Origin of the sequence: Jatrophihabitans endophyticus, from assembly GCF_900129455.1 — a bacterium.
Taxonomy (GTDB): Bacteria; Actinomycetota; Actinomycetes; order Mycobacteriales; family Jatrophihabitantaceae; genus Jatrophihabitans; species Jatrophihabitans endophyticus.
This window is the reverse complement of the sequence record NZ_FQVU01000006.1, coordinates 52,860-73,982: the sequence shown is the minus strand read 5'-3', so window position 1 is coordinate 73,982 and position 21,123 is coordinate 52,860. Positions and strand designations below refer to the sequence as shown.

Annotated in this window: 21 protein-coding genes; 10 read left to right on the top strand and 11 right to left on the bottom strand. The window is 72.4% G+C overall.

What is annotated here, in order from left to right:
• Positions 1-12: 12 nt before the first annotated feature.
• The 6 genes from BUE29_RS19010 to mca form a co-directional block, all read right to left on the bottom strand.
• Positions 13-1,749, bottom strand: coding sequence for an IucA/IucC family protein (locus BUE29_RS19010; RefSeq protein ID WP_073392039.1), 1,737 nt, complete (start codon positions 1,747-1,749; stop codon positions 13-15).
• On the bottom strand, positions 1,746-2,279 hold the full coding sequence (locus BUE29_RS19005) for a GNAT family N-acetyltransferase (protein WP_073392038.1): 534 nt from the start codon (positions 2,277-2,279) through the stop codon (positions 1,746-1,748). The genes BUE29_RS19010 and BUE29_RS19005 overlap by 4 nt, the downstream gene beginning before the upstream one ends.
• Entirely contained in the window at positions 2,276-3,595 is a 1,320-nt protein-coding gene (locus BUE29_RS19000; protein ID WP_073392037.1) for a lysine N(6)-hydroxylase/L-ornithine N(5)-oxygenase family protein, read from the bottom strand. The genes BUE29_RS19005 and BUE29_RS19000 overlap by 4 nt, the downstream gene beginning before the upstream one ends.
• Positions 3,592-5,028 (bottom strand): pyridoxal phosphate-dependent decarboxylase family protein, encoded by a 1,437-nt coding sequence (locus BUE29_RS18995; protein ID WP_073392036.1) that lies wholly within the window; start codon positions 5,026-5,028, stop codon positions 3,592-3,594. Before BUE29_RS18995 ends, BUE29_RS19000 begins: the two co-directional genes overlap by 4 nt.
• A gap of 119 nt (positions 5,029-5,147) precedes the next feature.
• Positions 5,148-5,384 (bottom strand): hypothetical protein, encoded by a 237-nt coding sequence (locus BUE29_RS18990; protein WP_073392035.1) that lies wholly within the window; start codon positions 5,382-5,384, stop codon positions 5,148-5,150.
• Positions 5,381-6,313: a mycothiol conjugate amidase Mca gene (gene mca, locus BUE29_RS18985; protein ID WP_073392034.1), complete on the bottom strand. Its 933-nt coding sequence runs from the start codon at positions 6,311-6,313 to the stop codon at positions 5,381-5,383. Before mca ends, BUE29_RS18990 begins: the two co-directional genes overlap by 4 nt.
• 102 nt (positions 6,314-6,415) lie before the next feature.
• Between mca and greA the strand changes: the two genes are divergently transcribed.
• Positions 6,416-6,913: a transcription elongation factor GreA gene (gene greA / locus BUE29_RS18980; protein ID WP_073392033.1), complete on the top strand. Its 498-nt coding sequence runs from the start codon at positions 6,416-6,418 to the stop codon at positions 6,911-6,913.
• A 12-nt stretch (positions 6,914-6,925) separates the two neighbouring features.
• Here the strand turns inward: greA and BUE29_RS18975 are convergent, their stop codons facing one another.
• Positions 6,926-7,390 carry an Lrp/AsnC family transcriptional regulator gene (locus BUE29_RS18975; RefSeq protein ID WP_073392032.1) on the bottom strand — a complete coding sequence of 155 codons (465 nt, stop codon included), beginning with the start codon at positions 7,388-7,390 and terminating at the stop codon, positions 6,926-6,928.
• Here BUE29_RS18975 and BUE29_RS18970 point away from each other — a divergent pair.
• The 5 genes from BUE29_RS18970 to BUE29_RS18950 all read left to right on the top strand — a co-directional run bounded on the left by BUE29_RS18970 (position 7,389) and on the right by BUE29_RS18950 (position 13,567).
• Positions 7,389-8,870 (top strand): sigma 54-interacting transcriptional regulator, encoded by a 1,482-nt coding sequence (locus BUE29_RS18970; protein WP_073392031.1) that lies wholly within the window; start codon positions 7,389-7,391, stop codon positions 8,868-8,870. The genes BUE29_RS18975 and BUE29_RS18970 overlap by 2 nt on opposite strands.
• Positions 8,871-8,987: 117 nt before the next feature.
• Positions 8,988-10,583 (top strand): amino acid permease, encoded by a 1,596-nt coding sequence (locus BUE29_RS18965; protein ID WP_073392030.1) that lies wholly within the window; start codon positions 8,988-8,990, stop codon positions 10,581-10,583.
• Entirely contained in the window at positions 10,580-11,983 is a 1,404-nt protein-coding gene (locus BUE29_RS18960; RefSeq protein ID WP_073392029.1) for an ethanolamine ammonia-lyase subunit EutB, read from the top strand. Before BUE29_RS18965 ends, BUE29_RS18960 begins: the two co-directional genes overlap by 4 nt.
• Positions 11,980-12,744, top strand: a complete 765-nt coding sequence (eutC, locus tag BUE29_RS18955; RefSeq protein WP_073392028.1) for an ethanolamine ammonia-lyase subunit EutC — start codon at positions 11,980-11,982, stop codon at positions 12,742-12,744. Before BUE29_RS18960 ends, eutC begins: the two co-directional genes overlap by 4 nt.
• 31 nt (positions 12,745-12,775) lie before the next feature.
• Positions 12,776-13,567: a DUF1295 domain-containing protein gene (locus BUE29_RS18950; protein WP_073392027.1), complete on the top strand. Its 792-nt coding sequence runs from the start codon at positions 12,776-12,778 to the stop codon at positions 13,565-13,567.
• A gap of 14 nt (positions 13,568-13,581) precedes the next feature.
• On the opposite strand, the gene BUE29_RS18945 is transcribed toward BUE29_RS18950, so the two are convergent.
• On the bottom strand, positions 13,582-14,601 hold the full coding sequence (locus BUE29_RS18945; protein WP_073392194.1) for an LLM class flavin-dependent oxidoreductase: 1,020 nt from the start codon (positions 14,599-14,601) through the stop codon (positions 13,582-13,584).
• A 97-nt stretch (positions 14,602-14,698) separates the two neighbouring features.
• Between BUE29_RS18945 and BUE29_RS18940 the strand changes: the two genes are divergently transcribed.
• A complete protein-coding gene (locus tag BUE29_RS18940; RefSeq protein ID WP_073392026.1) occupies positions 14,699-14,917 on the top strand; it encodes a hypothetical protein in 219 nt (72 codons plus the stop codon).
• On the opposite strand, the gene BUE29_RS18935 is transcribed toward BUE29_RS18940, so the two are convergent.
• The gene (locus tag BUE29_RS18935; RefSeq protein ID WP_073392025.1) at positions 14,896-15,492 is read right to left on the bottom strand and encodes a dihydrofolate reductase family protein; all 597 of its coding nucleotides are present in this window, start codon (positions 15,490-15,492) and stop codon (positions 14,896-14,898) included. The genes BUE29_RS18940 and BUE29_RS18935 overlap by 22 nt on opposite strands.
• A 130-nt stretch (positions 15,493-15,622) precedes the next feature.
• Here BUE29_RS18935 and BUE29_RS18930 point away from each other — a divergent pair, with 130 nt between their 5' ends.
• Positions 15,623-16,411: an LLM class F420-dependent oxidoreductase gene (locus BUE29_RS18930; RefSeq protein WP_073392024.1), complete on the top strand. Its 789-nt coding sequence runs from the start codon at positions 15,623-15,625 to the stop codon at positions 16,409-16,411.
• A 93-nt stretch (positions 16,412-16,504) separates the two neighbouring features.
• Here BUE29_RS18930 and BUE29_RS18925 read toward each other — a convergent pair whose 3' ends face one another.
• Together BUE29_RS18925 and BUE29_RS18920 are read right to left on the bottom strand one after the other, a co-directional pair.
• Positions 16,505-17,767: an HNH endonuclease signature motif containing protein gene (locus BUE29_RS18925; protein WP_073392023.1), complete on the bottom strand. Its 1,263-nt coding sequence runs from the start codon at positions 17,765-17,767 to the stop codon at positions 16,505-16,507.
• Between the two features lie 45 nt (positions 17,768-17,812).
• Positions 17,813-18,661, bottom strand: a complete 849-nt coding sequence (locus tag BUE29_RS18920) for a DUF4253 domain-containing protein (RefSeq protein WP_073392022.1) — start codon at positions 18,659-18,661, stop codon at positions 17,813-17,815.
• 131 nt (positions 18,662-18,792) lie between these two features.
• Here BUE29_RS18920 and BUE29_RS18915 point away from each other — a divergent pair, with 131 nt between their 5' ends.
• Together BUE29_RS18915 and BUE29_RS18910 are read left to right on the top strand one after the other, a co-directional pair.
• Positions 18,793-20,748 carry a VWA domain-containing protein gene (locus BUE29_RS18915; protein WP_073392021.1) on the top strand — a complete coding sequence of 652 codons (1,956 nt, stop codon included), beginning with the start codon at positions 18,793-18,795 and terminating at the stop codon, positions 20,746-20,748.
• Complete coding sequence (locus BUE29_RS18910; protein WP_073392020.1) at positions 20,745-21,116, top strand: SET domain-containing protein; 372 nt, start codon at positions 20,745-20,747, stop codon at positions 21,114-21,116. The genes BUE29_RS18915 and BUE29_RS18910 overlap by 4 nt, the downstream gene beginning before the upstream one ends.
• Positions 21,117-21,123: the final 7 nt, after the last annotated feature.

Here is a 21,123-nt window from a genome sequence, read left to right as displayed (position 1 = left end):
GGAACCAGCGCGTCAGCCGGCGAGCGGGTTGGCGATCGGGCCGGCCAGGGCGAGCGCGGACGCCGGGTCGGCGAGGTCGACCATCTGGCGGTTGTTGCGCAGCTGCAACCGGTTCAGGCAGGACAGCTCGAAGGCGGGCGCGAACAGATCGTGCGCGGCGAACCGTGCGGCGAGCTCGGGGTGCGCGGCCTGGTACTCGCGCGCACAGTCCCGGGCGACCGTCCAGAAGTCGGCCGCGGGCAGCACTCCGGCGTCGTCGAGCAGACCCGCGAGGAAGCGCAGGAAGCAGTCGAGCACGTCGACGAAGACCGACAGCAGCTGCAGCTCGTCCGGCACGTTTGCGCGAATGCGCTCGATCTCGGGCGGCAACGGGGCGGTCTCGGACAGGACGGCGACCTCCTCGCCGATGTCCTTCATCAGCAGCCGCACCGGGACGTGGTCGCGCAGCACGAGAATGACGTTCTCGCCGTGCGGCATGAAGACCAGCTCGTGCGCATAAAAGCAGTGGAGCACCGGAACGAGGTAGGCGTCGAGGTAGCGACGCACCCACGTCCGTGGCGCGAGGCCGGACGCCGCGACCAGCTCGGCGACGTACGGCGTGCCCTTCGCGTCCACGTGCAGCAACGAGGTCATCGTCGCCAGCCGTTCCCCGTCCTCGACCCGTGACGCCGGACTCTCGCGCCAGAGGCCGGACAGCAGCTTGCCGTGACCGCTCGTGCCGTCGTACGCCCGCGGATGGAAGCCGACGGCGGCGATCTCGCGCAGCACGTCGAAACCCGCGTCCCGCAGCGTGCCGTCACCGCGGACGACGTCGGCGACCCAGTCGTTGACCGCCGGCGTCGCGGTCATGTACTTCGGCGACAGCCCCCGCATGAAGCCCATGTTCAGCACGGACAGCGCCGTCTTGACGTACGCGCGCTCGGGGTGCGAGGTGTTGTAGAACGTCCGCACCGACTGCTGCGCCTGGTACTCGTCGGCGCTCTCGCCGAGGTAGACGATGTCGTGGCGCGCCACCTCGGGCGCCAGCGAGACCGCGACCTTGTTGTCCCACTGCCAGGGGTGACACGGCAGTACGCGGTAGTCGGCGGGGTCGAGGGCGAGGTCGGTGAGCACCGCGGCGAAGGCGGCACGCTGCGCCGGGTGGAACTCGCGCGCGAGCAGCTCGTCGTAGGTCAGGTCCCGCACGGTGGCGAAGACCGAGCGGTCCCGGCGCACCGCGAGCCACACCAGGCGCACCCGCGCACCGGTCTCGGGCGCGTACGCGGCGTGATCGGCGACGCCGTACCCGAGCCGGCCGTTGTTGGCCACGAAGGCCGGGTGGCCCTCTGTCATGGCGGCCTCGAGCTGCTGGAACGACGCGTCGAGCAGGTTCGCGGACGTCGGCGCGTCGGGTCGCAGCTTCCACATGCGTCCCGCCAGGGTCGAGGCGAGCTCCTCGAGGTAGACCGGCAGGTCGTCGTCGGACAGCCCCAGCTGGGGTTGCAGGTCGTGGACGAGCTGTTGCGCGTCCAACGGCGTCGTCTCGCCGCCGGCGACCCGGCGCACCGAGCCGGGGTCCACCACCCAGTGGTCCAGGGGCAGTCGCCGCGCCCGGAAGACGTAGCGGACGCCGTCCGCGGCGGGCACGACGTACCCGTCGCCGTCCTCGACCGGGCATATCACGCGTTCGTGCGCGAATTCGCTCAGCGCCTTGGTCACGAGCGCGCGCTGCGCCACCGCGAGCCGGTCGGGCGCGAGATGCCCGGTCATGCCGGCACTCCCTCGACGGCGGCCTCGAAGTCGGCCCGGGTGCACACGCTGAGCAGCGCCCGCTTGTCGTGCAGCTGCACCTCGCCGAGCGCTCGGAACCCGACCGCCTCGTTGAGGGCGTGCACGGCCGCGTTCCGGACGTCCGGTTCGACGACGACCCGCAGGACCTCCGGAGCGGCGAAGCAGTGCGCCATGACGGCCCGGATGACCGCCCGGGTGAAGCCGTGCTCGGGCGGCCCGACGGGCGGAGCGGTGAGGAAGTGCATGCCGAGATCGCCGTCCTGCGTGTCGTAGTGCCCGGCCAGCTCGCCGTGCGCGGGATCGTAGGTCTCGGCGAGCAGGACCGCCCGGCCGTCGCGTTCGCCGATCCAAGCGTCCTGGTGCGGGTCGGCGGCCATCGCGACGTACCCGTCGCGCACCTGCTGCGGGGTCGCGTCGAGCATGTCCCAGAAGTGCGCGTAGGGCCGTGTCAGCCAGTCGTGGACGAGCCCGGTGTCGCGGTCCGGATCAAACGGTCGCAGGACGATCACGGGCGCACCGCCGTGAGCGCGTCGGCCGGGACCCCGAACTCCTGGAAGGCGACCCGTTCCTCGACCGGGTACGGCGCGTGACCGAGCACGTGCCGCAGGATGACCGAGTTCCGGTAGGCGCCCATGCCCAGGTCGGGAGCGACGAGCCCGTGGCTGTGCTCCTCGGCGTTCTGCACGAAGATCTCGCCCCCGCCGGTGTCGACGGCGTAGTCGGCGTCGGCGGCGAACCGGCCGCGGTCGTCGGTGCGGATGCGGTCGCGGATCGGTTCGAGGAAGTCCGGGACGGTCGCGCGGTAACCGGTCGCGAGGACGAGCCCCTCGGTGTCGAGCGCGAACGCCTCGTCGATCTCGTGCTGCCGCAGCCCGAGGGTGTAGCGCGTGCCGTCCCACGACGCCGACTCCAGGGCCGTGTTGGTCAGCAGCTGCACCCTCGTGCGCGGATCGCGCGACTTCACGTAGAGCTGGTCGTGGATCGCGTCGATGAGCTCGCTGCTGATCCCCTTGTACAGCCCGCGCTGCGAAGCGAGCAGGGCATCGCGCTGCCGGGCGGGCAGCGCCTGGAAGTACCCCGTGTACTCCGGCGAGGTCATCTCGAGCGTCAGCTTGGTGTACTCCATCGGGAAGAAGCGCGGCGAGCGCGTGATCCAGCGCAGCAGGTACCCCTGCTCGTCGGCATCGGCCAGCAGGTCGTGGACGATCTCCGCCGCGCTCTGCCCGCTGCCGACCACGGTGACGCTGTCGCCACGGCGAAGTTCGTCGCGGTGGGCCAGGTACTCGGCGCTGTGCAGCGCCGGGCCGCCGGCCACGACCGGCGGGGTCCACGGCTGCGTCCCGACCCCGAGGACGATGCGACGGCCCCGGTGCACGTGCCGGCCGCCGGAGCCGTCCACGCTCGTCACGACGTAGGCGGACCCGTCGTGCTCGACCCGTTCGACCCGGCGGTCGAACTCCAGCGAACGCAGCCGGCCGGTGGCCCAGCGGCAGTAGTCGGTGTACTCGGCGCGCAACGGGTAGAAGCTCTCGCGCACGTAGAACGGATAGAGCCGGCCGACGTCCTTGAGGTAGGCGAGGAACGAGAACGGCGAGGTCGGGTCGGCCATCGTGACGAGGTCGGCGAGGAACGGGACCTGCAGGGTCGCGTCGGGCAGCATCATGCCCGGGTGCCAGTCGAACTCGGCCTGCTGGTCGAGGAAGACGCAGTCCAGACCGGCCAGCGGCGCCGCCAGGCAGGCGAGGCCGAGGTTGAACGGGCCGATCCCGATCCCGATCAGGTCGTGGACGCGTTCGGTGCCCTGGGCGCGGGACGGCGCGGTCATGCCGCCACCGCCAACTCGTCGGCGGCGTACTCCCGCAACCGGTCGACCACGAAGCGGACGTCGTCGAGCGACGTCGCCGGGTTCAGCAGGGTGACCTTGAGGTGGACCCGGCCGGCCACCGTGGTCGAGGCGACGACCCCCTCGCCGGAGGCGAGCAGCGCCGCCCGCGCCGCGGTGTTCACGTCGTCCAGCACCGCGTCGGGCACCCCGTCGCGCGTGTAGCGGAAGACGACGGTCGACAGCGACGGCACGGCCGCGAGCGCGAAGTCGGGATCGTCGGCCAGCAGCTCGCCGGTGGCGGTCGCGAGATCCACCACCGTGTCGAGCATCGCGCCGATGCGGTCGGGGCCGAGCTCGCGCAGCGTGCACCACAGCTTGAGCGCGTCGAAGCGGCGCGTCGTCTGCAGGCTCTTGTCCACCTGGTTGGGACGGTCGTCGGGGTCGGCATCGGCCGGGTTGAGGTAGTCGGCGTGCCACGCGACGTGGCGCAGCGTCACCGCGTCACGCACGAGCACCACGCTCGAGGCGACGGGCTGGAAGAACGTCTTGTGGTAGTCGACGGTGACCGAGTCGGCGGCCTCGATGCCCGCGAGCAGGTCGCGGTGCCGCGTCGAGGTCAGCAGCCCCCCGCCGTACGCGGCGTCGACGTGCAGCCAGGTCGCGTGCCGGTGCGCGACCGCCGCGACGTCGGCGAGCGGGTCGATGGCGCCGAAGTCGGTCGTGCCGGCGGTCGCCACGACCGCCATCGGCACGAGCCCGTACGCGCGGAGGTCCAGGAGCCGGCGTTCGAGGTCGTCGGGACGCATGCGGTGGCCTTCGTCGACCGCAACCTCGACGACGGCGTCCGGGCCGAGGCCGAGCAGCCGCGCCGACTTGGCGACGCTGAAGTGGCCGTCGGCCGAGACCAGGACCCGGAGCCGCGAGAGGTCGGTCCCGCCTGCGTTCTCCCGCGCGATCAGCAGCGCCTGCAGGTTGGACTGCGAGCCGCCGCTGGTGAACACCCCGTCGGCACGGTCCCCGAGGCCGAGCCGGGCCGCCGTCCACCCGACGAGGCGCCGCTCGATGTAGGTGGCACCGGCGCTCTGGTCCCAGGTGTCGAGCGAGGAGTTCACCGCCGAGGCGAGCACGTCGGCGGCCACGGCGGGCACCGCGACCGGGCAGTTGAGGTGGGCCAGGTAGCGCGGATGGTGGAACCACACCGCATCGTGCAGGTAGAGCTCACCGACCTCGGCCAGCACGGCCGCGCTGCTCGACAGCGGCGCGTCGAGGTCGACGTCGGCGATGCGCTTGCGCAGCTCGGCGGCCGCGACGCCGGTGAAGGGCCGCTCGACGGTCTGCAGCCGGGTCACGACCTCGTCGCGGGCGGCGGTGATCGCGGCGGCGTAGGCCGTCGCGGCCGTGCCGTCGAGCAGGGGGGCGGGCTGCGAACTCATGACTCTGACTCTTCCCTTCGTTAGGCAAGGCTTACCTAACCGCAGGCGGAGTCCGATTTGCGAGTTGTGCGAGGGCGGTCACACCGGCCCGCCCGCAGGCGCGCCGGGCAACGACGGCGCTACGGCTGCGCCCGCTCCGGGGCGGGGTCGTCACCGCCCGCGGCGGTGCCGTCGCCCGTGCCCGCCGGGGCGTCGTCGCGCGGGAAGTTCTCGCGCACGTTGCGCATGTGCTTGCTCATCGACTTGAACAGGAAGTAGCAGACGATGCAGAGCAGCAGGATGACGGCGAGCCCGATCGGGCCCGCCTTCGCGCCCTCGCCGGTCCTGGCGAGCACGGTGGCGAGCTCGACGGTCACGATGCCGCCCCGTCGCGGATGCCGGCGAACAGATCGTCCTCGGGGATCGCCGAGTCGACGAGCGACCGGGCGAGCTCGAAGTCCTCGGTGGGCCAGATCTCGGCCTGGAACTCGCGCGAGATCTTGAAGAACCAGCCCTGCGGGTCGACCTGCGTCTCGTGCGCCAGCAGGGCGGCGTCACGGCGGTCGAACCACGGCGCCACCGGCACCTGCGTGGTGATCTTGGGGACGCGGATCTTGTCGCCCCACTGCTCGCGGCGCTTGAACCACTCCTCGAACGGCGACTCGAGACCCTTGGCGATCAGCGCGTCGTGCAACGCGCTCGTGCGCTCCTTGGAGAAGCCGACGTCGTAGTAGAGCTTGAGCGGCTGCCACGGCTCCCCCGCGTCGGGAAAGCGATCGGGGTCGCCCGCGGCGTCGAAGGCCGCCACCGAGATCTCGTGGCAGCGGATGTGGTCGGGGTGCGGGTAGCCGCCACGCTCGTCGTACGTGGTCATGACGTGCGGACGGAACTCGCGCACCTCGCGCACCAGGCGCTCGGTGGCGACGTCGAGGGGCTCGAGGGCGAAGCAGCCCTCGGGCAGCGGCGGCAGCGGGTCCCCCTCGGGCAGGCCGGAGTCGACGAAGCCGAGCCAGTGCTGGCGCACCCCGAGGATCTCGCGCGCCTTGGCCATCTCCGCCCGGCGGATGTCGGCCATGCCGGCCTCGATGTCGGCGCGACCCTTGAGCGCGGGGTTGAGGATGCTGCCGCGCTCACCGCCGGTGCAGGTGACGACGAGGACGTCGACCCCCTCGTCGACGTAGCGCGCCATGGTCGCCGCGCCCTTGCTCGACTCGTCGTCCGGGTGGGCGTGGACGGCCATCAGCCGCAGGCGGCCGTCGGAGGTTGCGTGGGACACCCCGCCATTCTCCCCGAGCCCGGAAAACATGCCAGCCACCGGCCGGCGATGTTACGTTCGTGGCTTCGCACAAATGGGCAACGACCCCGTCGTCAACCCGACGACCTGCCGACCGACCCCTGGAGTACCGCTGTGTCCACCACCGACGACGCGAACGTGACCTTCCTGACGCAGGAGGCCTACGACCGCCTGTCGAAGGAGCTGGCGGAGCTGATCGCGAACCGCCCGGCGATGGCGCAGGAGATCAACGACCGGCGCGAGGAGGGCGACCTCAAGGAGAACGGCGGCTACCACGCGGCCCGCGAGGAGCAGGGCAAGCAGGAGGGCCGCATCGTGCAGCTGCAGTCGCTGCTGCGCACCGCCAAGGTCGGCGAGGCGCCGGTCAGCGACGGCGTCGCCGGGCCGGGCATGTTCGTCACCGTCCGCTTCGACGGCGACGACGAGGAGGAGAGCTTCCTCATCGGCTCCCGCGAGGAGGCCGACACCGCGGGCGTCGAGGTGTACTCCTCGGCATCGCCGCTCGGGCAGGCCCTCACCGGCAAGCGCGAGGGCGAGACCGCCGAGTACGAGACCCCGAACGGCAAGACCATGAAGGTCACGCTCGTCGACGCGAAGCCGTTCGCCGGCTGACCGTCGCCGCGCTCAGATCAGCGGCAGCACCCGGTACGGGACCGGGTTGGACAGCGCGATGACCGAGGACGTCCGGACGATGTCGGGGAACTCGGTCACCCGGTCCAGCACGGCCTGCAGGTCGTCGTTGGAGCGCGCCACGACGCGGCACAGCATGTCGCCGCGACCGGTGATCGTGTGCACCTCGAGCACCTGCGGGATCGCGCGGAGGTGCTCGAGCACGTCCCGGCCCCGGCCCTGGCTGATCTCGAGCGTCGCGTACGCCGTCACGGTGTAGCCGAGCGCCACCGGGTCGACGACCGGGGCGAACGTCGCGATCACCCCGCGCTCGACGAGACGGTCGAGCCGCGCCTGCACCGTCGCGCGGGCGACCCCGAGCCGTCGCGACATCTCCAGCACGCCCACCCGCGGGGCCTCGGCGAGCAGGCGCAACAGCCGCGAGTCGAGCTCGTCGATGCCCTCGGTCGCGCGCGCCATGCTGCCAGCGTGGCACGGCGGCGCCCGGCGACGTACTTTCGATCGGGTGACTGCACCGTCCATCGCGACCGTCGCCGACCTGCGTGCCGCCGGCCACGTCCAGCGTTCCGTCAAGACCGAGATCCGCCAGAACCTCATCGCCCGCCTCGCCGCCGGCGAACCCTCGTTGCCGGGCATCGTCGGCTTCGAGGACACCGTCGTGCCCGAGGTCGAGCGCGCGCTGCTCGCCGGGCACGACCTCGTGCTGCTCGGCGAGCGCGGCCAGGGCAAGACCCGCCTCATCCGCACACTGCAGGGCCTGCTCGACGAGTGGACGCCGGTGGTGGCCGGCTGCGAGATCAACGACCACCCGTACTCGCCCATCTGCGCACGCTGCCAGAACCTGCTGGCCAGCGAGGGCGATCTCGCCGCGATCGAGTGGCGCCACCGCAGCGAACGCTTCGGCGAGAAGCTCGCGACGCCCGACACCAGCGTCGGCGACCTCATCGGCGACATCGACCCCATCAAGGTGGCCGAGGGGCGCACGCTCGGCGACCCGGAGACCGTGCACTACGGCCTCGTCCCCCGTACCAATCGCGGCATCTTCGCGATCAACGAGCTGCCCGACCTCGCCGAACGCATCCAGGTCGCGCTGCTCAACGTGCTCGAGGAGCGCGACATCCAGGTGCGGGGGTACCAGCTGCGGCTGCCGCTCGACCTGCTCGTGGTCGCGAGCGCGAACCCCGAGGACTACACCAACCGCGGCCGCATCATCACGCCGCTCAAGGACCGTTTCGGTGCCGAGGTGCGTACGCACTACCCGCTCGAGCTCAGCGACGAGCTGACCCTCATCGCGCAGGAGGCCGCGGTGCTGTGGGACGGCACCGAGGCCGGTGACTACGCGGCGCCGCTCGTGCCGTCGCACCTGCTCGAGGTCGTCGGCCGCTTCGCGCGCAACGTCCGCGACGCGCCGCAGGTCGACCAGCGCTCCGGCGTCTCGGCCCGCTTCGCCATCGCGGCCGTCGAGACGGTCGCGGCGGCGGCCGTGCGCCGGGCCGCGGTGACGCACGAGGGCGCCGCGGTGGCCCGCGTGTGCGACCTTCCCGCCGTCGTGCCCGCGTCCCGCGGCAAGGTCGAGTTCGACGACGCCGACGAGGGCCGCGAGTTCGAGGTGCTCGACCACCTGCTGCGACGCGCGATCATCGAGACGTTCCGTTCCCGGCTGGCCGGGCTCGACCTGCGGGTGCTGCAGGACGGCTTCGGCGACGGCAGGACGGTGACCACGGGCGACACGACGTCGGCCCAGGAGCTGCTCGACCAGGTCGGCGCCGTGCCGATCCTCTCGCAGCTGCTGGACCGCCTGGAGCCCGACAGCATCGGTGAGGGTCCGGCCGCGGTCGGCGTCGCGGCGTCGGCGATCGAGTTCGCGCTCGAGGGCCTGTACCTGAACCGTCGGCTGGCGAAAGACTCCGACGGCGCTCGGACGGTGTACGGCGCCTGACACCGGATGTCCGTTTCGGTCCGAGCGGACATCCGGCGAAACCTGACGGTGACGCGGACGTAAGCGCCCGCTTCGATAGTTGACCGGTCCCGCCGGCCAACAGTCGAGGAAGCGCCCGTGTCGACCACCGCAGCACCGCACGACGAACTGGACGACGACGAGGCCGCCCTGGCCGCGCTCGGCTACAAGCAGGAGCTGAGCCGGTCGTGGTCGGGGTTCTCGAACTTCGCCATCTCGTTCTCGATCATCTCGATCCTGGCCGGCTGCTTCACCAGCTTCGGCCTCGGTTGGAACGGCGGCGGCCCGGCCGCGATCGCCTGGGGCTGGCCGGTGGTCGCCCTGCTCATCCTGGTGATCGGGTTCTGCATGTCCGAGCTCGTGTCGGCGATGCCGACGTCGGGCGGCATCTACTGGTGGGCCTCGAAGCTCGGCGGCCCCAAGGCGGGCTACTACACCGGCTGGCTCAACCTCATCGGCCTGCTCGCGATCGACGCGTCCGTCGCCTACGGCTGCGCGACGTTCGTCGACACCGTGATCGGCAACTACAGCGACTCGTGGGCGGCCGACTACTCGCTGACGCGGGTGTTCATCGAGTTCGTGATCGTCCTGGCCATCGCCGCGGCGGTGAACATCTTCTCCTCGCACCTGCTCGCGATCCTGAACAACATCTCGGTGTGGTGGCACGTCGCGGGTGCCGCCGCGGTGATCCTGATCCTGGTCTTCGTGCCGTCGCACCACGCCAGCGTTGCCTCGGTCTTCACCCACACCGTCAACAACACCGGCTTCTTCGGCGGGAGCACCAGCGGGCTCGGGTTCATCTTCCTGGTGCTGCCGCTGTCGGCCATCCTCACGCAGTACACGATCACCGGCTACGACGCGTCCGCGCATCTCTCCGAGGAGACGAAGTCGGCCGCGAACGCGGCGGCCAAGGGCATCTGGCAGTCGATCTTCTACTCGGCGATCGGTGGCTGGATCCTGCTGCTCGCCTTCCTCTTCGCGGTGCAGGACGAGGCCAAGGTGACCGCAGCCGGCGGCGGTTCGATCGCCATCTTCAGCCAGGCGCTGTCGAGCAACTGGGGCGGCATCGTGCTGATCATCTCCGCGGCCGGCCAGTTCTTCTGCACGGTCGCCTGTATGACCTCGACGTCGCGGATGATGTTCGCCTTCAGCCGCGACCGGGCGGTGCCGGGTGCGCGGCACCTGTCGAAGCTGAACGCCAGCCGGGTGCCCGTCACCGGCGTGATCGTCTCGGCCGTCATCGCGGTGATCCTCACCCTGCCGGCGCTGGTCAAGGTCGACATCGGCGGCGCGCCGGTACCGGTCGCGTTCTTCGCCGTCGTCTCGATCGGCGTGGTCGGGCTGTACCTCGCCTTCGCCATCCCCATCTACTACCGCTGGCGGGCGGGCGACGCGTTCAAGGTCGGCCGGTGGTCGCTCGGGCGCAAGTACCGCTGGATGGCGCCATTGGCCGTGATCGAGATCGTGGTGACGTCGATCGTCGCCATGTTCCCGACCTCGACGGGCGGGGCGCCCTGGTACGACAACTTCGGGTGGAAGTTCGTGAACTACACCCCGCTCGTGGTGTTCGGCCTGCTCGTCGTCCTCGAGATCGCCTGGCACGTGTCGGTGAAGCGCTGGTTCACCGGGCCGAAGTCCACCCTCGAGACGCCCCCTGCGGTCGAGCCCGCGGCGGTGGACACTACGGCGGTATGACGACCTGGACCCAGCAGCTCAACGGTCACTCGTACCGCTTCGAGGGCATCGTCGAGCTGCTGGCCAAGGCGAGCCCGGCCCGCTCCGGCGACGAGCTCGCCGGCTGCGCGGCCGGGTCGGCGGCCGAGCGGTCGGCGGCGCGCTGGGCCCTGGCCGACGTCCCGCTCGCGACGTTCCTCGAGGACCTCGTCGTGCCCTACGAGGACGACGAGATCACGCGACTGATCGTGGACACCCACGACCGGGACGCCTTCGCCCCCGTCGCGGGCATGACCGTCGGCGAGTTCCGCGACCACCTGCTCGCGGTGGCCGCCCGGCCGGACGCCGCCGGGACGCTCGCCGCGCTCGCGCCGGGCGTCACGCCGGAGATGGCGGCCGCGGTCAGCAAGCTCATGCGCAACCAGGATCTCGTCGCGGTGGCGCGGCGCGTCGAGGTGACCACCGCGTTCCGCGACACGCTCGGCCTGCCGGGCCGGCTGTCGACCCGGCTGCAGCCCAACCACCCGACCGACGACGTGCGCGGCATCGCGGCGGCCACCCTCGACGGGCTGCTGCTCGGCTGCGGCGACGCGGTCATCGGCGTCAACCCGGCGTCGGACTCCCCCGAGGCCGGGGCCGAGCTGCTGCACCTGCTCGACGACGTCCGCGCCCGGTACGCGATCCCGACGCAGACCTGCGTGCTCGCGCACGTCACCACGACCCTGGAGCTCATCGAGTCCGGGGCGCCCGTCGATCTCGTCTTCCAGTCGATCGGGGGGACGCAGGGCACGAACACGGCGTTCGGCGTCGACCTCGCGCTTCTCGAGCAGGCGCGCGAGGCCGCGCTGTCGCTCGACCGCGGCACGGTCGGCGCGGACGTCATGTACTTCGAAACCGGGCAGGGATCGTCGCTGTCCGCCGGGGGGCACCTGGGCACCGGCGGCGCGGCGGTCGACCAGCAGACGCTCGAGGTCCGCGCGTACGGGCTGGCACGCCACCTGCACCCGCTGCTCGTCAACACGGTGGTCGGCTTCATCGGCCCGGAGTACCTCTACGACGGCAAGCAGATCGTCCGGGCCGGGTTGGAGGACCACTTCACCGGCAAGCTGCTCGGCCTGCCCATGGGCGTGGACGTCTGCTACACCAACCACGCCGAGGCCGACTCCGACGACATGGACTCGCTGCTGACGCTGCTCGCCGTCGCCGGCTGCACGTACGTCATCACCGTGCCCGGCGCGGACGACGTCATGCTCGGCTACCAGAGCCTGAGCTACCACGACGCCCTCTACGCCCGCAGCGCGCTGGGCCTGCGGCCGGCGCCGGAGTTCGAGAGCTGGCTCCACGGGCTCGGCATGCTCGCCGACGACGGCAGCGTGCTGCCGGTCGCCGCGTCCCCGCTGTTGGCGATCGGGGCGCCGTGAGCGACCCCCTGTGGGACGAGCTGCGCCGGACCACCCGGGCGCGCATCGGCCTGGGCCGCGCCGGCAACGCCCTGCCGACCACCGCGGTGCTCGAGCTCGCCGCGGCGCACGCCGCGGCGCGTGACGCCGTCCACGAGGCCCTCGACGTCGACGCGCTCGCCGCCGACCTCGTCGCTGCCGGCTTCCCCGAGCCGGTACGGACGACGAGCCGCGCCGGGTCGCGGGCGGAATACCTGCGCCGTCCCGACCTCGGACGGGTGCCGGCCGGGGCCGACGGGCCCTTCCCCGTCGCCGGTGACCTGGCTGTCGTCCTCGCCGACGGCCTGTCGGCGCGCGCACTGCAGGCGCACGCCGTGCCGCTGCTGCGTGAGCTACGCCCGCTGCTCGACGTCGGGACCCCGGTGATCGCGACACAGGCACGGGTCGCCCTCGGCGACCACCTCGGGGCGCGGGCCGGAGCAGCCGCGGTGCTGGTGCTGATCGGCGAGCGGCCGGGGCTGTCGGCGAGCGACAGCCTCGGCGCCTACCTCACCTGGGCGCCCACCCCGGGGCGCTCGGACGCCCAGCGCAACTGCGTCTCGAACATCCGCCCTCCGGACGGGCTCGACTATCCCGTCGCCGCACGCAACGTCGCCGGGCTGCTGCGGGCGGCGCGGGAGCTGGGCGAGTCCGGCGTCCGTCTCAAGGACCGCTCGCGCGCCGCACTCGCCGCCGCGGACCCCGGCCCGGTGGCCGACGCGGGTGTGCTCCCACCGGCGTGAGCCGGGCCGGGTCGTTGGGCACGACAGTGACGTGAGCGTGGACTACAAGAACCTCCGTCGTGTCGTCGTCACCTCCGCCGCGGTCGCGTCGGCCGTCCAGGCGGCGACCGCCGCCGTGGCCGTCCCCCGCAAGCGCCGCGACTACGCCGACGGGGTCTGGGGCGCCGGCCTCGCCGGCATCGCGGTCGCGAGCGCGGCCGTCGGTTCCGGCGACCGGACGCGCCGCTGGGCGCTCGCCGCGGCGACCACCGCGTGGGCCGCGCGTCTCGAGGCGCTGATGCTGCCGCGGCTGCGCGGGAAGGACGAGGAGGACCCGCGCTACTCCGAGTGGCTCGGCGACGACGGCGCCGCGGCCGTCGTCGGCAAGGTCTTCGTCACGCAGGGTGTCGCCCAGCTGCTGGTCTCGGCGCCGATCCAGCTCGCGGCGGCCAGCACGCTGCCGCGTTCCGCACGTCGTTACCTCGTCCCGGTCGGCATCGCGACGATGGTCGCCGGCGCCGTCGTCGAGGCGCTCGCCGACCGGCAGAAGGACGCCTACCGCGACCGCGACGACGACGCGAAGCCCGACGTCCTCGACACCGGCCTCTGGGGCTGGTCCCGGCACCCGAACTACTTCGGCGACTCGGTCGTGTGGGACGGCGCGTACCTGGCCGCCGCCGCGTCCGCGCCCGCCGCCTGGACGATCCCCGCCCCGGCGCTGATGAGTTACCTGCTCGTCTACGCCACCGGCGCGAAGCGCACCGAGCGCCGGATGCAGGAACGCCCCGGCTACCGCGACTACCAGCAGCGGGTCTCGTTCTTCTTCCCGTGGAAGAAGCGCTGAGGCCGGAGGAGCCCTCAGCGCCAGCCGAGCTCGGGCGCCACGTGCGTCAGCAGTGCCTCGAGCACGTGGGCGCAGTAGTCCACGCCGAGCTGGTTGGGGATCGTGAGCAGCAGCGTGTCGGCCGCCGCGATGGCCTCGTCCTCGGCCAGCTGCGCGACCAGCTTGTCCGGTTCGGCGGCGTAGGTCTTGCCGAATCGGGCGACGCCACCGTCGAGGTGGCCCACCTGGTCCTGCGAGTCGCCGTCGCGCCAGAAGTACGCGCGGTCCTGCTCGGTCACGATGGGGAAGATGCTGCGGCTGACCGAGACGCGAGGGGCGAAGCCGTGCCCGGCGTCCGCCCACGCCTTGCGGAAGCGTTCGATCTGCTCGGCCTGCAGCTGGTGGAACGGGACGCCGGTGTCCTCGCTCAGCAGTGTCGAGCTCATCAGGTTCATCCCCTGCGCGGCCGTCCACTCGGCGGTGCGGCGCGTACCGGCCCCCCACCAGATCCGCTCGCGCAGGCCCGCCGAGTGCGGCTCGATGCGCAGCAGGCCGGGCGGGTTGGCGAACATCGGGCGCGGGCTGGGCTCGGCGAACCCCTCCCCGCGCAGGACGTCGAGGAACACCCGGGTGTGCTCGCGGGCCATGTCCGCGTCGTCCTGACCGTCCTGCGGGGCGTAGCCGAAGTAGCGGTAGCCGTCGACGACCTGCTCGGGCGATCCGCGGCTGATGCCCAACTGCAGCCGGCCGCCGGCGATGAGGTCGGCTGCACCCGCGTCCTCGGCCATGTAGAGCGGGTTCTCGTAGCGCATGTCGATGACGCCGGTGCCGATCTCGATCCGGCTCGTCCGGGCGCCGACCGCCGCGAGCAGCGGGAAGGGCGAGCCGAGCTGGCGGGCGAAGTGGTGGACGCGGAAGTACGCGCCGTCGGCACCGAGCTCCTCGGCGGCGACCGCGAGGTCGATCGACTGGAGCAGGACGTCGGACGCGGACCTCGCCTGCGAGTACGGCGAGTCCGACCAGTGGCCGAACGACAGGAACCCGATGCGCTTCACCACGCCACCACCTTCACCACGGCACCAACATCGCACGGGGTGCGCTTCTTCCCGGCATCCGGGGCGCCTCGGTGCCGCGCCGGATACTGTCTGGCCCATGACGGAGAACGAGCCCGAGGAGCGCCCCGCGACCTGGGAGAACGTGGTCGTGGGCAAGGCCAAGGAGGTCGTCGGTCATGCCACCGGCGACGCCGAGCTCGCTCGCGAGGGCGAGGACCAGGAGCAGACCGCGCACGAGGTCCGCGACGAATACCACGGTCACGGCACCGGCGACCGGGCCGAGACCGGTGACGATCAGTCGCGGACGACCTCGTAGTGCAGGTGCGTGACGCCCGGCGCGGCGACGACCTCGGCCAGTCGTAGCCGGACGTGCTCGGGCAGGCCCGCGAACAGCGGCCGGCCGCCGCCGAGCAGCACCGGCACCTGCTGCACCACGATCTCGTCCACCAGCCCGGCGCGCAGTGCGGCGGTCACCGCGCCACCGCCCATCACGCTGACGTCCGCACCCTCTGCCGCGACCCGGGCGGCGGCGATCGCGTCCTCGATGCCGGTGGTGACGAGCGTCTGCCGTTCGGTCAGCTCCGGTGCGTCCCGATGGCTCAGGACGAACAGCGGCGCCGTCGGGTGCGGGCTGCCACCGCCCCAGTGCCCCGCGTCCTCGTAGGTGTTGCGGCCGGCGACGACGGCACCGACGCGGTCGGCGAGCGCGTCGAACACCCGCGCGCTCGCCGCGCTCATGCCGAACCCGGCGAAGATCCGGCTCGGTGTGTCCCCCTCGCGGTACCAGTCGAAGAGCGCGTCCCCGTCGCCGAGGCCGCGGCCGGGTCCGGCGTCGCGACCGGCGATGTAGCCGTCGACGGACACGGAGTGAGCGGTGAAGACCGTCGTCACGAGAACCTCCCGGGGCCGCACGACAGGGCGGTGACGCTACCCACACGCGCCCGACGCTGTCGATGCCCGGCGGGATCGAGGGGCTGCACGACGGTGCCACCGGGCGCCGAAGCGGGCTAGCGTCGGTGGGGTGACCACCACACCCAGCCGTCCGATCCGCATCGGCGTGCAGCTGCAGCCGCAGCACGCCGACTACGCCGCCATCCGCCGCGCGGTCGCCGAGGCCGAGGACCTCGGCGCCGACATCGTCTTCAACTGGGACCACTTCTTCCCGCTCTACGGCGAGCCCGACGGCAAGCACTACGAGTGCTGGACGATGCTCGGCGCCTGGGCCGAGCAGACCTCCCGTGTCGAGATCGGCGCCCTCGTCACCTGCAACAGCTATCGCAATCCCGAGCTCGTCGCGGACATGGCCCGCACCGTCGACCACATCAGCGACGGCCGGCTGATCCTGGGAATCGGGTCGGGCTGGTTCCAGCGCGACTACGACGAGTACGGCTACGAGTTCGGGACCGCCGGCGGCCGGTTGAACCAGCTGCGCGACGATCTTCCCCGCGTCGAGGACCGCTGGGCGAAGCTGAACCCGGCGCCCACGCGCAAGATCCCCGTCCTCGTCGGGGGCGGCGGCGAGAAGAAGACGCTGCGGCTCGTCGCCCGGCACGCCGACATCTGGCACTCCTTCAGCGACCTGGAGACGTTCCGCCACAAGCAGGAGGTCCTGGCCGGCCACTGCGCCGACCTCGGTCGCGACCCGGCCGAGATCGAGCGTTCGGTCGGCGCGCCCGACGGCGACCCCGCCGACGTCGGCCCAGCTCTGGTCGAGGCCGGCGCGACGCTGTTCACCGTCGGCGTCGACGGCGACCGCGACTACGACCTCACGCAGCTGCGGTCCTGGCTGCGCTGGCGCGACTCGCTGTAGAGACGTAGCTGCGGCGGTTGGCCCCACCCGGGCGCGGTGAGTTGCTCTCTGGAGGCGCGCTGGGATGGGGCCAAGCCCCCCGCGCTCGGACCGTCAGCCGGGGCGGGTGCGGGGGTTGCTGCGGGGGCGTCGGTGGGGGTCGAGCCAGGGTGGGGGGAGCCAGGCGGGTCGACCGTCGCTGATGACGGATCGCCAGCCTTGTCTCTGGTGTTGTCGGTGGTGGTGGCCGCAGACGAGGGCGCCGTTGGCGATGGTCGTCGGGCCGCCGTTCGCGTGGTCGACGACGTGATGGGCTTGGGTCCAGGCCGGGGGGACGTCGCAGCCGGGGAAGGTGCAGCCGCCGTCGCGGGCGATCAGGGCGAGGCGCTGGGTCTCGGTGAACAGTCTGCGCGCGTCGGTGTGAGTCACGACGGCGCCCTGGTCGTCGAGCTGCATGGTCATGGTGCGGGTGTCGCCGCCGGCGATGCGGATGGCTTCGCGGGTGGGGAGGATCGCGCCGTGCCCGGTGGTCGCGACCCCGTCACCGCTGGACCAGTCGGCTGCGGTGGTGGTGAGCAGGACGGTGGTGCTGATCCCGGCCACCGTGGGGAGTAGTTCGGCGCGTTGGACGAGGTCGAGTGCGTCGAGGAGTCCGTCGTGGCGGCGCTGCCCGGCGGTACGAGGATCCCGCACCCCGTCCGCGGCCGGCTTGGGTGCGGCGAGTGCGTCCAGGACGGTGAGCAGCCGTTCGGCCAGCTCGGCGGTCGCCTCCCCGCTGATCGACGCGGACCCGTCGGGGCGTTGCCGGATGGTCAGGTCCCGGTGCCGCTCGCGGTAGGCGACGTCGGCCAGGGCGCCGTCCTGATCCAGCAGCGTCGTCACCCGCAGCGCCAGCGTGCCGAGTTGGTGCGGATCGAACTGTGTCGCGTACCCGACGAGCTCGGCCTCGACCCGGGCGCCGTGCTCGACCTGCACCACGTCGGGCAACCGTTCCACCGTGGCGACGACCACCGCCGCGTGCCGGGGTGAGATCGTGCCCGCCGCCTGTGCGGCCGCGACCCGCGGGAACGGCGCCGGCACCGTCTCACCGGTCAACGTGGTGATCGGCGCGGCCGCAGCCGCGGCAGCCACCCGCGCCACCGCCTCGCGCGGATGCACCCGCAACAACGCCCGCACGAACGCCGCCGTGTTCCGCGCCCCGTACGTGAACGGCAACCCCCGCCGCTCGACCTCCGCCACGAACCGGTGCTCCATCGCCGCGAGCCGGTTCCGCAGCCGCTCCACCTCCCGCCAGGTGTCCAGCAGGCAGGACTCGTCCCACGACGACAACTCGGCAACCAGCAGCGAGTCCGCCGCGTCACCGAGTTTCGTGGTCATGTGTTCGATTCTAGCGTCTGAAGCGACATCAGACAAGAGTTCAGGTCAGTCCCACCAGAACCACCACGACTGCCGCACCACCTGGCCGGTCACCAGCGCCTGCAGCGTCTGCACACCCTGGTCGACGACGTCCGGGCAGTAGGCGTACTGCTCCCGCCCCACCGCGAGCGCGTCCACCGCCGCCACCGGTGGCCGCGGCACCGACAGCTCCAGGGTGTCGAAACCGAGCGTCACCAGTTCGGCGCCGAAGCGCTCGTGCCAGTGCCGCAGCACGGCGTAGTGCTCGTCGCCGCTGATCTCGGCGTTCGCCGCACCGGTCCACGAGAGCAGGGCCGGCACCTCGCAGCCACCCGCCCGGGCCGGGACGAACGCGAGCACCGTGGGAGCCCCTGCCGCGACGAAACCCGCCGGCTGCACCGCGAGCGCGGGCAGGTCCGCAGCGTCGATCCCCCAGTCGAGCGGTGCCGCGAGCCCCTCGCCGTCCGAGGCCAGCGCCGCCGGGTCACGCTCGGCCAACCACCACGCGGCGTCGATCTCGGCGCCCGCGGCGACCGAACCCGGCTCGTGGTCCCCGCCGGCGATGCTCACCGTCTCCCCGACCGAGGCCGGATCACCGAGCAGGAACGGCCACTGCCCGGTCCGCTCGTAACTCGCGCGCGCATGCCGCCACAGCCCGAGCGGCTCGCCGTGCTCGATCACCGTGCCGAGGACCGGCACCTCCCCCGCCGTCCCGAGCAGTGCCAGCTCGGGGAACCCGGGTTCCTCCTCGCGCAACAGCCGCGTGAGGTCGTCGGCGCGCGGATCGGGCGACGGACGGAAAGCCCAGTCGCCGTGCGGCGGCGGCGCGTCGTCGGTCGGCGGGACGTCGCGTCGGTCTCGGCGGAACCAGGCCATGCACCACCCTGGCACGGCCGCGCATGCTCGGACAGGACGTCGCCCAGCGGTGCGCGCAGACGAGCGCGCAGGGTCTGGCCATCCCCCGACGAGGGCGGCACCGGCCGCCGCCGGTGATTACGCTGGGACCGATGAGCGTTCGCTACGGCGCATGGGCCGGCGGCCCGGACCCGATGGAGCCGCCCTACGACATCCGGCAGGCCCTCGACGAGATCGGGGACGACGTACTGGCCGGCACGTCGGCCCGCGACGCGCTGAACCGGTTGCTGCGGCGCGGCCCGAGCGGCCGCGACGGCCTCGACTCCCTTCGCCGCCGGGCCCGGGAGCGCTCGCGCGACCTGCGCCGGTCGGGGCGGCTCGACGGCACCCTCGACCAGGTCCGCGAACTCCTCGACCAGGCGCTCGAGGAGGAGAAGCGCGCGCTGTTCCCGATCCCGGACGACGCGGCGCGCATGGCCGAGGCCGAGCTCGACACGCTCCCGCGCGACATCAGCCGCGCCGTCCGCGAGCTCGCCGACTACCAGTGGCGCTCACCAGAGGCCCGGCAGACGTACGAGCAGATCCAGGACCTGCTGCGCAGCGAGGTGCTCGACGCGCAGTTCGCCGGCATGAAGGACGCCGTGCAGAACGCGACCCCCGAGGATCTCGAACGCGTCCGGCAGATGATGAGCGCCCTCAACGAGATGCTCGACGCCGACGCCCGCGGCGAGCACACGCCCGAGGACTTCGCGCAGTTCATGGCGCAGTACGGCGACTTCTTCCCCGAGCAGCCGCAGAACCTCGACGAGTTGGTCGACCAGCTCGCCCGTCGCGCCGCCGCCGCCCAGCAGCTGCTCGACTCGCTGACCGCCGAACAGCGCGAGGAACTCGCCGGGCTGATGGCGCAGGCGATGGCGCAGTCCGGCCTCGCCGACGAGATGTCCCGCCTGCAGCAGGGCCTGCGCGCCGCCCGCCCCGATCTGCAGTGGGGCGGCCGGCAGCGCATGGACGGCGAGCAGGGCATGGGCTACTCCGACGCCACCGGTGCACTGGCCGAGCTAGCCGACCTGGACCAGCTCGACGAGCTGCTGAGCCAGGACTACCCGGGAGCGAGCCTCGAGGACATCGACGAGGAGCTCGTCGAGCGGGCGCTCGGGCGGGCCGCCGTCGAGGACATGGCGCAGCTGCGGCGCATCGAGCGGGAACTGCGCGAGCAGGGGTACGTGCAGCGCGGCAGCGACGGCCTGCGGCTCAGCCCCCGGGCACTGCGTCGGCTCGGCAGCACCGCGCTGCGCCGCGTCTTCGCCCTCGTCGAGGCCAAGGGACGAGGCGGGCACGACGTCCGCGACGCCGGCGCCGCGGGTGAGATCACCGGCGCCAGCCGCGAGTGGCGCTTCGGCGACGAGCAGCCGTTGGACGTCGTGCGCTCGGTGCGCAACGCCGTCCTGCGCAACGCGGGCGCGGGGGCGCGCGAGGTGCGCATGCAGGCCGAGGACTTCGAGGTGGTGGAGACCGAACGACGCGCGTCGGCCGCGATCGCGCTGCTGGTCGACATGAGCTACTCGATGGAGCTGCGCGGCACGTGGGGCGAGGCGAAGACGACCGCGCTCGCGTTGCACTCGCTCGTCACCACCAAGTACCCGCAGGACGCGATCGAGATCATCGGCTTCAGCGACTACGCCCGTGTCATGAGCCCCAACGCGCTGGTCGAGCACGACTGGGACCGCGTGCAGGGCACCAACCTGCAGCACGGGCTGATGCTGGCGCGACGGCATCTCGACAAGCACCGCGGCGCCGAGCCGATGATCCTCGTGATCACCGACGGCGAGCCGACGGCGCACCTCGCCCCCGACGGCTTCGCCGACTTCGCCTGGCCGCCGACGGACGAGACGATCGCGGCGACACTGGCCGAGGTCGAGCGCTGCACCCGCCGCGGCGCCACCATCAACGTGTTCATGCTCGACGACGACCCGCGCCTCGTCGCGTTCATGCAGGACGTCGGCCGCCGCAACGGTGGGCGGGTGTTCCAGCCCAAGCGCGGTGCGCTCGGCGAGTACGTCGTCGCCGACTACCTCACCAGCCGCCGCGGCACGCGCCGCGCGGGGTGAGCGTCCGGGCGTCGAGCATCGCCGGGAACGGCGTGTTCGCCGACGATCCGTACGCGACCGGGGCCGTCGTCCTCACCCTCGCCGACGACGGCACCGGCCCGCTGAACCACAGCTGCGACCCGAACCTGGGATGGACGCAGTCACGCACCCTCGTCGCCCTGCGCGACATCGCGCCGGGCGACGAGCTCACCGTCGACTACGCGACCGCGATCGACGACGCCGCGTTCGCGCTGGCCTGTCACTGCGGCACGTACCGCTGCCGCCAGCTGGTCGAGGGCACCGACTGGCGCATCCCCCAGCTGCAGCGGCGCTACGCCGGGCACTGGGCTCCGCACGTCCAGCGGCTGATCGGCGACGCGGCTCGATAGCCTCGCG